14 protein-coding genes are annotated in these 13,367 nt (G+C 71.1%); 1 reads left to right on the top strand and 13 read right to left on the bottom strand.

Going from position 1 to position 13,367, the window contains the following annotated elements:
• Positions 1–67: 67 nt before the first annotated feature.
• The 13 genes from ACXJKJ_RS00430 to ACXJKJ_RS00370 form a co-directional block, all read right to left on the bottom strand.
• Positions 68–1,174, bottom strand: coding sequence for a hypothetical protein (locus ACXJKJ_RS00430; RefSeq protein WP_457388451.1), 1,107 nt, complete (start codon positions 1,172–1,174; stop codon positions 68–70).
• A gap of 73 nt (positions 1,175–1,247) precedes the next feature.
• A complete protein-coding gene (locus ACXJKJ_RS00425; RefSeq protein ID WP_457388449.1) occupies positions 1,248–1,829 on the bottom strand; it encodes a hypothetical protein in 582 nt (193 codons plus the stop codon).
• Between the two features lies 1 nt (position 1,830).
• Complete coding sequence (locus tag ACXJKJ_RS00420; RefSeq protein WP_056201170.1) at positions 1,831–2,304, bottom strand: hypothetical protein; 474 nt, start codon at positions 2,302–2,304, stop codon at positions 1,831–1,833.
• Positions 2,301–3,635, bottom strand: coding sequence for a FliI/YscN family ATPase (locus ACXJKJ_RS00415; protein ID WP_457320406.1), 1,335 nt, complete (start codon positions 3,633–3,635; stop codon positions 2,301–2,303). The genes ACXJKJ_RS00420 and ACXJKJ_RS00415 overlap by 4 nt, the downstream gene beginning before the upstream one ends.
• The gene (locus tag ACXJKJ_RS00410) at positions 3,632–4,267 is read right to left on the bottom strand and encodes a FliH/SctL family protein (RefSeq protein WP_457352003.1); all 636 of its coding nucleotides are present in this window, start codon (positions 4,265–4,267) and stop codon (positions 3,632–3,634) included. Before ACXJKJ_RS00410 ends, ACXJKJ_RS00415 begins: the two co-directional genes overlap by 4 nt.
• Positions 4,264–4,779, bottom strand: a complete 516-nt coding sequence (locus tag ACXJKJ_RS00405) for a hypothetical protein (protein ID WP_056201161.1) — start codon at positions 4,777–4,779, stop codon at positions 4,264–4,266. The genes ACXJKJ_RS00410 and ACXJKJ_RS00405 overlap by 4 nt, the downstream gene beginning before the upstream one ends.
• Positions 4,772–5,503, bottom strand: a complete 732-nt coding sequence (sctJ, locus tag ACXJKJ_RS00400; RefSeq protein ID WP_457388447.1) for a type III secretion system inner membrane ring lipoprotein SctJ — start codon at positions 5,501–5,503, stop codon at positions 4,772–4,774. Before sctJ ends, ACXJKJ_RS00405 begins: the two co-directional genes overlap by 8 nt.
• A complete protein-coding gene (locus ACXJKJ_RS00395; RefSeq protein WP_056201151.1) occupies positions 5,503–5,895 on the bottom strand; it encodes a hypothetical protein in 393 nt (130 codons plus the stop codon). The genes sctJ and ACXJKJ_RS00395 overlap by 1 nt, the downstream gene beginning before the upstream one ends.
• A complete protein-coding gene (locus tag ACXJKJ_RS00390) occupies positions 5,892–6,191 on the bottom strand; it encodes a hypothetical protein (protein WP_056201148.1) in 300 nt (99 codons plus the stop codon). The genes ACXJKJ_RS00395 and ACXJKJ_RS00390 overlap by 4 nt, the downstream gene beginning before the upstream one ends.
• Before the next feature lie 46 nt (positions 6,192–6,237).
• Positions 6,238–7,239, bottom strand: coding sequence for a SctD/MshK family protein (locus ACXJKJ_RS00385; RefSeq protein ID WP_457388445.1), 1,002 nt, complete (start codon positions 7,237–7,239; stop codon positions 6,238–6,240).
• A gap of 4 nt (positions 7,240–7,243) precedes the next feature.
• The gene (sctC, locus tag ACXJKJ_RS00380) at positions 7,244–9,073 is read right to left on the bottom strand and encodes a type III secretion system outer membrane ring subunit SctC (RefSeq protein WP_457388443.1); all 1,830 of its coding nucleotides are present in this window, start codon (positions 9,071–9,073) and stop codon (positions 7,244–7,246) included.
• Positions 9,070–11,073 (bottom strand): FHIPEP family type III secretion protein, encoded by a 2,004-nt coding sequence (locus tag ACXJKJ_RS00375; RefSeq protein WP_082532860.1) that lies wholly within the window; start codon positions 11,071–11,073, stop codon positions 9,070–9,072. Before ACXJKJ_RS00375 ends, sctC begins: the two co-directional genes overlap by 4 nt.
• Positions 11,070–11,834, bottom strand: a complete 765-nt coding sequence (locus ACXJKJ_RS00370; RefSeq protein WP_457388441.1) for a lytic transglycosylase domain-containing protein — start codon at positions 11,832–11,834, stop codon at positions 11,070–11,072. The genes ACXJKJ_RS00375 and ACXJKJ_RS00370 overlap by 4 nt, the downstream gene beginning before the upstream one ends.
• Before the next feature lie 315 nt (positions 11,835–12,149).
• On the opposite strand from ACXJKJ_RS00370, the gene ACXJKJ_RS00365 reads away from it, so the two are divergent.
• Positions 12,150–13,367 carry an EscU/YscU/HrcU family type III secretion system export apparatus switch protein gene (locus ACXJKJ_RS00365; RefSeq protein WP_457388439.1) on the top strand — a complete coding sequence of 406 codons (1,218 nt, stop codon included), beginning with the start codon at positions 12,150–12,152 and terminating at the stop codon, positions 13,365–13,367.

Genomic DNA, 13,367 nt, shown 5'->3' with positions numbered 1-13,367 from the left:
GCACCCTTCGCGCTGCGCGCGGTCCCGCCAAGCGGGAGCTGCGCGCCTTCGGACGGCCGGGCGGCGCTCATGGCGTTTCCCGAGGCCACAGGGCCTGGTTGCACAACAGCCAGGGGATCGAAGGCCGCGCGGCAAGCAGCGCTCGCAGGCTGGCGCTGGCGGGGGCCTGCACCAGCACCTCGGTCCATTGGGCGATGCCGGGCGCGACGTCGTCCAGGCGCAGCTCGCAGCTGACCTGGCCCGGCGCGGGCACCGCACCTCCGGCCAGGTCGCGCAGCGTGCGCGGGCGGCCCTGGGGGCCCAGCGCCAGGCGCACCGTCCACCAGCGCTCGATCGTGGCCGGACGGGCCGTGCGCCAACGCGCCGGCCAGCGTCGCCATTGCCAGGTGGTGGCATCGCGGCTGGCTTGCAGGCTGGCCAGGCCGGCTGGGCTGGCCAGCAGCACCGGCAGGCCCAGACGCCAGGCCTGCAGGGCCGGGCGCAAAGCCGCCGCGGCGGCGGGCGCGAGCGTCGCCTCGCGCAGCCGGGCCAACAGCAGCAGCGCCCACGGCGGCATGGCCTCGAGCTCGATGGCTTCAGGCGTCGGCAGCACCGGCGGCTCCTGTTCGTCCGGCGCATCGCGACCTGCGTCCTCGAACAGCTGCCGCCAGCTGGCGGCATCCTGCGCGCGCCAGCGCAGCTCGGGGCCGTTCTGCAGTGTCAGCGGCGCCATCAGCACCGGCGCCATCGGCAGCACGGTCGCACCCGCATCGGCAAGCCGCGTGGCGGCCATCGGTGTATCGCCGAGCAACCCGGCCGATGGTGAATGCACCGGTGATGGTGTGGCCGGCTTGTCCTGCGATGCCTGCGTTGCGGGCATCGCAGCCACCGTCGGTACGTCGGGAGCGGCCAGCGGCTGCGGCACCGCGGCCGTTGCGGGTTGGGGTTCATGGGCGTGCTGGACCTGATGCGCGTGATGCGCATGAGGGGTCTGTAGCAACGGGCTGGCCTCGCTCGACAGGTTCAGCGCGCTCAGCGGCTGGGCCGCCTCCGTCGGCTGCGGCTGCAGATGGGGCTGGCCGGCTTCCACGCTGCCCGCGCCTTCGGCCTCACCCAGGGAGGCCTGCATCAAGGCCTGCCACGCCTCCCAGGTCTCGGCCGGCGACAGGGCCTGGATGGCGGTGATGCTGGTCATTGGTGCACCCTTCGGCCTTCGGCCTGTCCCGCCAAGCGGGAGCGAGCTTGCTTGGGGCGGCCCGGCACTGCGCTCATGATTCCACCTCGTCGGCAGGCCGGCGCCGCTTGTCCGTTCGTGCGCCGTCGCGCAGGCGCGACCTCAGCACATCATGCCCGGCATCGCGCAGTCGCTTGTCCAGGTCGCTCAATTGCTGCCGGGCCTGGGCCTGGGCGACTTGCGGCACGCGCAGCTCCAGGTTCAATGGCGCCAGCGGCTGGGCTTGCTCGACGCGCAGCTGCCAGGCCGGGCCGGCCACCGCGGGCAACTCGACTTGCCAGGCACGCGCCTGCGGATTTGCCGACGGGGCAGCTTCGCCGAGTTGCCGCATCGCTTCGAGACGTTCCGTGGTGGGCGTGGCCGACACGCTGCGGACCTCCGTCATCTCGGGTGCCTGATCGCGTGGGGTTCGCGCCATCGCCGGCGCGATGGGCAGCACGGGCTCGGGCTCGGACGGGTCCTGCTCACGCAGGCGCAGGTAGGCGTTGCGCCAGTCGGGCTCATCGCCGGCGTCGCGGTGGGAGTCCTGAGGTGGCAGGGCCTCCGGCATCGCCATGGCGGATCGCGCGCGCAGCGGCATCGCGACCAGGGGCAGCAGGATTGGCAGCAGCTTCATGTCAATGCAGCGTCCGGCAGGCGTCTTCGGTTTCCAGCTCGGCCTGCTGCTCGCGGGCTTGGCTGGCCTGGCGGCGCTGGTCCTTCAGCGTCGCGTCTACGGCGTCCTCGCGGGCCTGGGCACGGGCGAGCTCGGCACGGCGTCGTTGCACTTCCGCCTGGGCTTGTCCCAGCGTCTCGCGCTCGTCGAGCAAGGCGTATTCATCGCGCTCCAGCCGCTCGGCCAACGCCTCGCCGTGGGCCTGCACCTGGTGCACCCAGCGCGGCATGTCGGCACTGCCGGCGCCGCCCCAGTGAAACGCCAGCTCGACGATCAGCCTGCGGCCCTGCTCGATGCGGGCCTCGCGGTCCTCGACCGCGGCGACGGCCTGGCGCTCTTCGGCCTGTGCCTGCGCCAGCGCCAGGCGTGCCCGCTGCACGCGCAGCTGGCGCAGGCGCAGCCATTGGCGTGCCTCGATGTCGGAAAGCTGGTTCACGACACGATCTCCCGCAGATGCTGCAGGCAGCCGTCCCAGTCGCTGGGTTCGTGCGTGGCCTGCTGCAGCAGGGCCTTGATCTGCGGCATGCGCTCGATGGCTTGGTCGGCCAGCGGGTCGCTGCCGGCCTGGTATTCGCCCACCCGCAGCAGGAACTCGACCTCCTTGTGCCGCGCCATCAGCGCACGCAGATGGGCGGCGTCGCGCTGCTGCTCGGGCTGGGTCACGCGGGTGAAGACGCGGCTGGCGCTGGCCAGCACGTCGATGGCCGGGTAATGCTGAGCCTGGGCCAGCGCACGCGACAGCACCAGATGGCCGTCGAGGATGGAGCGCACTTCTTCAGCGACCGGGTCGTTGCCGTCCTCGTCTTCGGCCAGCACCGTGTAGAACGCGGTGATGGTGCCGTGGGCGTCGTTGCCGGCGCGCTCGAACAGCCGCGGCAGCTCGGCAAACACCGAGGGCGGATAGCCGCGCCGCACGGCCGGCTCGTTGGCAGCCAGCCCGATCTCGCGCAGGCCGCGCGCGAAGCGGGTCACCGAGTCCATCATCAGCACGACGCGTGAGCCCTGGGCGCGAAAGCCTTCGGCAATCGCCGTGGCCGCGTAGGCGGCGCGCACCCGCTCCAGTGCCGGCCGGTCCGATGTGGAGACGACGACGACCGAGCGGGCCAGGCCTTCGGGGCCGAGGCTGTCCTCCAGGAACTCGCGCACCTCGCGGCCGCGTTCGCCGATCATGCCGATGACGTTGACCTCGGCCCGTGTGCTGCGCGCCAGCATGCCCAGCAGCGTAGATTTGCCGCCGCCGGCCATCGCGAAGATGCCCACGCGCTGGCCTTCGCCAACCGTCAGCAGCGCGTCGATGGCGCGCACGCCGCACACCAGCGGCTCATGCACCGGGCGGCGCTGCAGCGGCGAGGGCGCGTCGCGATACAGCGGCACGCGTGGCAGCAGGTCGAGCGGGGGCCCGCCGTCCAGCGGCTGGCCAAAGGCGTCGATGACGCGACCCAGCAACCCCGGGCCGCTGGGCAGCTGCGCGGCTTCGTGCAGCACCTCCACGGCGGCGCCGACCGGCAGGCCCTGCAACGAGCCCAGTGGCGCGAGCATGGCCTCGTGGCCCTGGAAGCCGATGACCTCGGCCAGCAGGCCCTCGTCCTGCGGGCGCGAGGGATCGAAGACGCGGCAGCTCTGGCCGACGCGCGCCTGCACGCCGGTGGCGCGCATCAGCGTGCCGCCCGCCTGCACGACACGGCCCAGCGTGGCGACGGTGCGGGTGCGCTGCAGGCTGCGGCGCAGCGTGTCGGTGCCGACCTCGACGTCCAGGCTCAGCGTCATGGCTTGAGCCCCCAGGCGCGGGCCAGGCGCTCGACCTGCGTGGCGAGGCCGGCGTCGGCCGTGCCGAACTCCGTGATCAGGCGGCAGTCGGCTTCGGCCAGGTCTGCATCGGCCACGATCTCGGCCTGTGCCAGGCCGGCCTTGTTCTCAGGGTCGGCAGCCTGCAGCGCGTCGTGCAAGTTGGGCAGCTGGCTGGGGTGCACCTGCAGCCGCCAGGTGCGCGCCGGCAGCAGCTCGCGCGCGGCCTGCGCGGCCAGGCGGGCGAGGCGCTCTTCGGCGGGCACCTGGCCGAGCAGCTTCTGGAAGATGTCCAGCGCCAGGCCGGCCACTTCGCGCTGCAGTCGCAGGCGTTCGTCCTCGTGAGCGCAGGTGAGTCGAGCCAGCGTGTCGGCTCGGTGCGCGCGCGACTCGGCCTCGGCCTGGGCCAGGCCTTGCTTCAATCCCTCGGCGTGCGCGCACTCGCGGGCGGCGTCGATGCGCGACTGCTCCTGCTCCAGCAGCTCGCGCAAGGCATCGAGCAGCTGCTGCGCATCCTGCAAGGCCGGCACCTCGGCGGCACGCAGCACGCGCCGGTCCGAGGCGATGCCCAACCTGGCCTGGGGGTCGCGATGCCAGAGCATGAAGTTGTTCATTGAATGACCCTTGCCTGCAAGGCCAGCGTTTCACGCAACACCGCCAGGGCCGTGGCCTGCGGCATCACCCAGGCTGCGACCGGCCCGAGCCGGCGGCTGGCCGCATGGCGCAGCGAGCCATGCGGCAGGCCGGCCAGCAGCACCGCGGCGCCGGCCTCGGTGAAGCGCTGGCTCAAGGCCTCCGGCGTCGTGACGTCTGGCCAGTCGCTGAGGCTGGCCGGCAGGCCCGCGGGCAGGGCCGGCCAGTCCTGCGCACTGCGCAGGGCTCGCCACCAAGGCGCGCCCAGGGCGGTGCGCGCCAGCTCCCGCAGCGGCCCGGCGATCCACAGCCGCAGCGCGGGCGCGGCGAGCACGGAGCCGCAGCGCCGCGCCAGCGCCAGCAGTTCATCGCGCTCCAGCGCCAGCCAGGCTGGGGCTGCGTCGAGCTGGGCCCAGCTCAGCGTGCGGGCCTCCACCGGCGCGTCTTCGAGCAGGCGGCGTGCGACGTGCGCGCGCAGCTGGCGTTCAGTCATGGCCGCCTCCTTCCAGCGCGAGCTGGTTCTGAGCCCGACGGCGGCGCCAACCCAGCCAGCCCGCAGCACCCAGGCTGGCCGAGCCCAGCGTGACGGCCAGCACCAAGGGCACCGTCGCCTGGGTCTCGGGTACCGGCGGGGCGACGGGCGTGGGCTCGGCCGCGAAGGCGACGACCGAGACGCTTTCATACGGCAGGCCCTCGACGCTGTTGACGACCAGGGCGCGCACCTTGGGCAACAAAGTCTCAATGTTCAGGCCGGGGCGGTGCTTGATCATCACGGAGGCCGACGAGGGCTGGACCTTGTCGGACAGCGGGTGGCGCTCCGGCACCACCAGCGTCACGCGGGCCTGCAGCACGCCGTCGATGCTGGTCAGCGTGTGCGACAACTCCTGCGACAGCGCATGCATAAGGCGCGCGCGCTCCTCGACCGGCGTCGACACAAAGCCCTCGCGCTTGAAGACCTTGCCCAGGCTGTCGTAGTCCTCGCGAGGCAGGCCTTGCGCCTTGAGGATCTGCACGGCGCGGGCGAAGTCGGCCTCGCCGGTGAGCACCTCGAAGCCGTCCTCGCGTGCGTTCTTCTGCGCCGGCACGCCGGCCAGTCGCAGCGCCGAGACCATGTCATTGGCCTGGCGCTCGTCGAGCTTCGCGTAGAGGGCCTGCTCGCCGCAAGCGGCGAGCAGGGCAGTCAGCGCAAGTGCGCAAAGGCTTCGAAGTGGTTTCATCACGACTGTTGCCTAAAGAGCTGTTGCAAGCCTTCGGACGTGCGATTGGCAATGTTCGAGGTCAGCTGGCAATGGAACATGAACTCCTGGCAGCGCACCGTCAGGTTGACGAGTTCGCCCGGCGTCAGTTCCTGGCCCGAAGCCGCCGCCAGGCGGGCGTCGCGCCCCAGCGACGACGCTTCGGCGTTGATGTGGTCCAGCGGCTGGACGAGACGCTGCATGGCCTGGGCGGGCGACTCGGCCGGGCCCAGGCGCTGCACCGCGCTCGCCATGGCGCGCTCGAAGCCCGCCACGTCGGCCGTCGGCGCGACCTGGCCAAGGCTGGACAGCGAAGCCCCTGCGCCGAGCTGGACGTCGGCCACCGGGGGGGCGATGGCGAGGCCGGGTGTCACTGCTTGCGCGCCATCGTTTCGAGGGCGGAACCGACCGTCGAGACGGCGGTGTGCGAGCTGCTGGCCAGGAAGCTCATCTTCAGCGACATGGCGGTCAACTCGGTCACGGCGGAGGGCGTGTCGCCACCGTTGTTCATCGCGTTGGAGGCCGTCTCGATGTCGCCGGCCTGCTTGTCCAGGGCTTTGCCCCAGGCATCGGCCATGGCTTCGAACCAGGAGCCGCCGCCGTTGGTCTTGCCACCCGTGGAACCGTTTACGGGTGCGGCGGCGAGGGTGTTGAGAAGTGCGTTGGACATGGGAGTCTCCTTGTGGGAGGGTTGGGGAAAGTGGGCGAAACAGGGGTCAGAGGGTCAGCCGCGTTTGCTGGCCATCGCGCTCGACGATGACGGCGCGCTCGGCGATCTGCACGACGCGGTGCCCGCTGGGCAGCAGGGCGCCGCTGAAGTAGCGGCTGCCGTCGGCGGTGATGAAGTAGGGGCTGTCGGCGTTGTCAACGACGGCCACCAGGCGCTTGGCCGGATCGTCGGGCGCCGGAGCGGGCGCGGCGGCCGTGGCCACGGGAGGCCGGTTGTCGATGCGCAGCGCCGGCAGGTGGGCGATGTCGCGCTTGGCCGCGGCGGCGGCGGCCTGCACCCGGGTGGCGTCGCGCTCCTGCGTGCGCAGCACCAGCTCGCCTTCGGGCGACCAGGCCGCCTGCGCGGCGATGCCGTACAGGCGGAAGACCTCGACCGCACTGGCCAGCAGGTCGGGCGCAGTTGCAGCGGTGGCCGCCTGGGCAGGCGGTACGACCTTGGCCACGACCTGGCCGGCTTCGCGCAGCGTGCCGCCACGCCAGGCCAACGACGCGCCACCGATGACCATGACCAGGCCCAGCGCCGTCAGCACACCTTCGAGCACGGGGCGGGCGCGCGGCGCGGCAGTGGGTGCGCGCATGCCTTGAGCGCGCTCGCTGGCGGGCAGCTCGGGGCCGTCATGCAGCACCGGCTCGGGCCAGTAGTCCTGGTCGGCCGGGCCATAAGCCACCAGCGCATCACCCAGCTGCAGCGGCTGGCCCGGCGCCCAGGCGTGGATGGCGGTGCCGGGCATCAGGGCCCGCTCGGCCAGCACGGCATGCCCGGAGACGAGCTGCAGGCTGACGCGGCCGGCACCGGACGGGATCACGCGCAGCTGGAAGTCGATCTCGCTGGCGAGCAGGATGTCGGCGAACTGGGTGTCGGCCTGGTTGGCCGAGTTCAGGCCGCAGACGAGCAGGTCGTGCTGCGCGTCCAGCCGGGCACGCGCGCCGAGCTGGCGGCCGGCCAGCACGCGCAGTTCGAGCATCGAGGCGGGGAGATGGGACTTCATGGCATCACTCCTGCTGCGCAGCACCTTCGCTGCCGGTCGGCCCGGTGGGCGCGGCCGGACTGGCCGGGCTGGCCGGATTGGCGAGCGGTTGGCGGGCTCTTTCCATCACGTCGGCCGCGGCCTTGCTGCTGGCCAGGCGTGGCGTGATGAGGAACATGCGCTCGATGCGTTGGCCGCCCTTGCGCTGGGTCTTGAAGAGGTTGCCCAGCAGCGGGATCTCGCCCAACACCGGCACCTTGTCGACGCCGGCCGTCGAGCTGTCGCGCACCATGCCGCCGATCAGCAGGCTTTCGCCCTCGGAGATCAGGGCCTGGGTGTTGATGCCCGAGCGCTCGACGATGGGCAGGTTGTCCACGCTCTGGCCGGTCAGGCCGCCGTCCTCGATCTGCACCAGCAGCTTGATGCGGGCCGGCTCGTCACCTTCCTTGAACACATGGGGCGTGACGCGCAGCCGCGTGCCGGCGGTGACGTTGAAGAGGTCGACGTCCTCGCGGCCGGCGACGCGCACGTAATAGGTCGAGCTGTTGTCGAACACCGCCTCGACGTTGGACAGCGTGACGACCTGCGGGCTGCTGACGACCTTGGCCGCACCGTCGCTCTGCAGGGCCGTGATGCGGGCGACGAAGGGAAAGCGGTCGCCGATGACGGCGGAGATGACGCCGCCCTTGGCGCTGGGGGTCGGGTCCACCTGGCCGTTGAGGCGGTTGTCGCTGGCCGTGCCGTTGCCGAACATCAGGCTGGACAGGCCGTGGTTGTAGCGCCAGTTGATGCCGAGCTCGCGCATGCGGTCGGTGTTGATGTCGATGATGGTGGCCTCGATCTCCAGCGACTGGGGCTCGACGTCCAGCGACTTGATGAGGGCGGCATAACGCTCCAGCCGCTCGGGCAGGTCACGAACGATGACGGCGTTCAGGCGTGGGTCGGCCTCGATGCGCGGCGCGAAGTCGGGCGGCGCCGCCGGCTCGGCGGTGTCCTGACCGGGCTGGCCGTAGCCGACCTGGGTGAGGGCCGCGACGAGGGTGTCGGTGCCGCGCATGCCGGGCGCGGCGTCGTCGACGAGGCCGAGCGTCGTGGTGTTGCCCGCACCGCGCATCGCGCCGCCTCGCGCGCGCTGGCTGCCCTGGGCGCGGGTGGGGTCGGCGGCCGGGATGACGCGGGCCTTGCTGGGCTGGCCGACCAGCGAGCGCAGGATGCTGGCCACGCCGGGCAAGGTGGTCTGCTGGCCGCCGAAGCTCATCGGCACGTCCTGGGCCCAGGCATAGCGCAGGTAGAAGATGCGGTAGTCGGGCAGCGGTTGCTGTTGCTGCGGCGCCCAGGACTTCATGGCCACCGCCGTCGTGCCGGGGCGCACCTGGCGCACCAGCTCGTCGACCTGCTGCACGAAGCGCTTGGCGCCCACGGCGAGCAGGGCGCCGTCGTCGCTGAACTTCAGCGTGTTGCGCGTATCGGGCAGCTGCAGGGCCTGTGCGGCGCGCTGCACCTGCGAGGCGGCAGCGGGCGTGAGCAGGTAGCTGCGCGTCTGGGTGTCGCTGGCCGGTGCGATGTAGAGCACGCCGCCGTCGTAATAGCTCAGCAGGTTGTAGGCGCGGCTCAGGTCGCGCAGCAGCTTGGCCGGCGTGCCCTCGAAGCGGCCATTGACCTGGCCCTGCACGCCGCTGGCGACGACGGGGATGTCGCTGCCCGAGAACAGGCCCTGCAGGAACTGCTCGATGGGTTGGTCGCGCGCCTCGAGCTTGACGGCGCGCAGCCCTTCGGGCAGCGGCGCCGCTGATAGCGGCAGGGCTTGGGCCAGCAGCAGCGTGGTGGCTGCGGCGATCTTGAGGTTTGAGGTCATGCGGCGAGCAGTGCTGCCTGTGGGGAAGGCGCCTGAATTGAAGCGTTGGGACTGGACCCCGGCGGGGGCAGGTGGTGCAGCGGCGTGAGCCGCAGCGTCGGCAGCAGTTCGTGGAAGGACAGCACGGGGGTGTCGAAGCACTCGGTCTCGATGAGCTTGCGCAGGTGCCAGCGCAGGTCGACGGCGCAGACCAGGGCCTGCGGTCGCAGCGCCTCGACCTGGGCCTGCACATCGGCGGCGAGCTGGCGCGCCACGTCGGGTGAGATGGCGAGCTGGGTAGCGCCGCCGCTGACATGCAGGTTCTGGCGCAGCAGCGCCTCCAGCTCGGGCGACAGCATCAGCGCCTGCAGCTCGCCGCTGGGGCAGATGCGGTGGTGGGTCTGGCGACGCAGCGCGATGCGCGTCATCTCCGTCAGGGCCTGCACGTCCTTCTCGCGCTGGCTGGCATCGGCCAGCGCTTCCAGGATGTCGCGCAGGTTGCGGATCGAGACTTCCTCTGACACGAGGCGGCGCAGCACCTCGGTGACCTTCTGAACCGGCAGCGCGCGCAGCACTTCCTTGACCACATCGGCGAGTTCGGCCTGGGCGCGGGTCAGCAGCTCGCTGGTTTCCTGGATGCCGATGAACAGCGAGGCGTTGCGGCGCAGAGCCTGGCGCACCAGCTCGGCCAGGGCCGCGGCGTCACCGGCCTGGCCGCCTTCAGACAGTGGCACCTCATGCGCGAGCAGGCGCCAGCCCTCGCGGCCGAGGCGGCCGTGCAGGGCCACGCGCGGCAGCGGCAGGCCCTGGTCGAGCTGCAGCTCGTCCAGCATCGCCTCGATGGCCCGCGTCACCGCCAGGCCACCGTCACCGAGCATGGATTGCGGCAGTTCCAGCAGCAGCGGCACGGAGGGTCGCACGCGAAGCTGCGCCGTCTTGAAAGCGCCGGCCTCGGGTTTGCCGCGCCGCGGGCTGAGCTGGGGCATGCGCCGGGTCAGCCAGTCGCGGCCCTTGGGCATCAGCAGCATGCCAGCCGCGCCGAACACGACGGCCAGCAGGCCGAACACCAGCGGCGGGAATCCCGGCACGGTGGCCAGCAGCAGGCAGATGCCGGCGGCCATCAGGTGCACACGTGGCTTGGCACCGAGCTGCTTGCGGATGGCGTCGCCGAGGTGGCGGTCGTTCTCGTCGTCGTTGGTGCGCGTCACCAGGAGGCCCGCGGCCATCGCACCGAGCAGGGCCGGGATCTGCGCCACCATGCCCTCGCCGATGGACAGGATGGAGTAGCGGTGCACCGCGTCCCCCATGCTGAGGTCCTGCTGCAGCACGCCGATGGCCAGGCCGCCGAGCAGGTTGATGAGGATGATGATGATGCCGGCGATGGCATCGCCCTTGACGAACTTCATCGCGCCGTCGAGGCTGCCATGCAGCTTGCTCTCCAGCTCCAGCGTGCGGCGGCGGCGCTTGGCTTCGTCCTTGTCGATGAGGCCGGAGCGCAGGTCGGAATCGATGGACAGCTGCTTGCCCGGCATGGCGTCCAGCGAGAAGCGCGCCGCCACCTCGGCCACGCGCTCAGCGCCCTTGGCGATGACGATGAACTGCACCACCGTGATGATGAGGAAGACCACCAGGCCCACCACCAGGTTGCCGCCCGCCACCAGCTTGCCGAAGGTGGCGATGATGTGGCCGCCGTCGGCATGCAGCAGGATCAGCCGCGTGGTGGCGATGGACAGGGCCAGCCGGAACAGCGTCGTCATCAACAGCACGCTGGGGAAGACCGAGAACTCCAGTGGACCGGCCACGTAGACGGCGATCAGGATCAGCACCAGCCCCGAGGCTATGTTGACGGCCACCAGCAGGTCGATCAGCCACAGTGGCAGTGGCAGCACCATCAGGGCGACGATGGCGACGATGCCGGCAACCAGGAAGAGGTCGCTGAAGCGGGCGATCAGCCCTTCGCGCGGCTGGTCGGCCGCGGCGAAGTAGCCGGACAGGCCGTCGGGCCGCTTCACGGCACTCATGCCTGAACTCCGAAGCGACGGCGCAACTCGGTGTAGACGGCCATCACATTGCGCACATAGGCCTGGGTCTCGGCAAAGGGCGGCACGCGCCGGCCGTGGCGCTCGACGGCACCCTCGCCGGCGTTGTAGGCGGCCAGCACCAGGCGCAGGTCGTTGCCGAAGCGGGCCTGCAGCTGCTTCAGGTACCTGGCCGAGGCTTCGAGGTTGGTCTCGGGACTCAGCAGCGCGCGCTCCGCCTCGGCCACACCCAGGCCACGGCCGGTGGCGGGCATGACCTGCATCAACCCACGCGCACCGGCCGCCGAGATGGCCTGGCTCTGGTGGCGCGACTCGATGTGGGCCAGGGCGTGCAGCAGCAGGGGGTCGATGTCATGGCGCTGGGCCACTTCGGCCATCAGCGGCGCCAGGGCGCGGATGCGGGCCTGCGCGGCGGCGTCACGGACCGGTGCGGGGCGGATCACGGCCGGGGCCGGCGGCAGCGCCACGGGAGCAAGGAGCGGCACCTCGGCAGCCGGCACCTCGGCAGCCGGCACCTCGGGCTCGGGCACTTCGACCGGCGCCGAGCGGCTCCTGACGAGGGTGGCCAGGCACAGCTTTTCGGTCAGCGCGAAGCCGCTGGCGCCTGCGGCCGGTGCGGCATCCAGCAATGCCTCGGCGGAAGGGGAGGGGCAGTTCGGCGCGGCGGCGAATGCCCCCATCAGCGGGGCCGCACCTAACGCACCGGTCGCCATGACCTGGCAGATCCGTTGGAGTCCGAACACTTGTCTTCCCTGCTTTTTGGACCGGGCGGACTATGGGGGCAAGCCTTGCCGGCTTGTTGACCATTGCAAGCAGAAGTAACTGACTGACCCGTAGACATTGCTCCTTTGTATGCAAGAGGCTGCCCCCCACGTTTACGCGTGGAAACAACTGCTGCACCGTCGCAATCTGAGACCGGGCATCGTTCGGTCGCGCCGTGCCAACCACCCTGTGTCCAGCGAGGTGAAAGGCCCCCTAGAAGTAGGTCTGGTCACGGTGCTGAAAACAAGTTTTCACAAACCCCGTTTGCACCCCCTAGAAATAGGTGTTAGGGACCCATGGCCGACGACAGCGGCGACAAGACCGAACAACCCACCGCCAAGCGCCTGCTGGATGCCCGCAAGAAGGGCGATATCGCCAAGGGCAAGGAGCTGACGAGCACGGCGACGCTGCTCGTCTGGCTGGTGATGGGCGCGTTATGCATGCGCATGGCCTGCGAGCGGATAGCAGCCCTGTGCGAGGCCTTGTTCGCGCGCGTGTCGACCGGCTGGCGCGAGGAAGGCTTCGGCCATGTCGCCGCCCTGCTGGGCTGGCAGAGCGTCGAACTGTCGCTGTTGCTGGTGGCCCTGCTCGTCATCCCCGTGGCGGTCCTGGGCACGCTGATCGAGTTCCTGCAGGCCGGGCCGGTGCTGGCCTTCGAGAAGGTGGCGCCCAAGCTCGAACACCTGAACCCGGCCGAAGGGTTGAAGCGCATGTTCTCCATGGACAACCTGGTCGAGCTGATCAAGGGCATCCTGAAGACGGCGCTGCTGCTGGGTATCGGCTGGGCGGTGGCGCGGCTGCTGCTGCCCGACGCGATGCGGCTGGCCTCGGGCACCGACAGGCCACCCCAGCATCTCGGCGGCCTGGTCTGGGAGGGCACGGTCAAGACCCTGGCCTGGACGGTGGGCGTGTTTGCCGGCGTGGCCTTCCTCGACACGATGTGGACCCGGCATCGCTTCACCAAGAAGCTGCGCATGAGCATGCGCGACATCAAGCAGGAGATGAAGGAGAGCGAAGGCGACCCGCATCTCAAGCAGCAGCGCAAGCAGGCCCATGCCGAGTGGAGCCAGCGCAACCAGCAGGCGGCGGCGCGCGGCGCCAACGCGCTGGTCGTCAACCCGACGCATGTGGCCATCGCCATCGACTTCGAGCCCGGCCGCTGCCCCGTGCCCACCGTCAGCGCCAAGGGCGAGGACCACGTCGCCCGCGCCATGCGCGAGGCTGCCGAGGACGCCGGCGTGCCCATCGTGCGCAACGTGCCGCTGGCGCGCGAGCTGCTGGCGCGTTGCGAGGAGGGCGAAGTCATCCCGCCCGACCTGTTCGACGTGCTGGCCGAGGTCATCGTCTGGGCCGAGGGCGTGCGCGAGCAGCTCAAGTGGGAGGCTGCCCGCGCCGACCCACATCGGCGCGACGAGGTGCCTGCCGAGCCGCCGCGCGCGCGACCCGCGCCCGGCGAAGACCTGACGCGCCACCCCGACGTGGACCCGCGCGTCGTTTCCGCCCAAGACGACTGA

The organism is Roseateles sp. P5_E1, assembly GCF_054049335.1.
The sequence above is the reverse complement of the archived record's forward strand: the minus strand, read 5'-3'. Positions and strand labels throughout refer to the sequence as shown.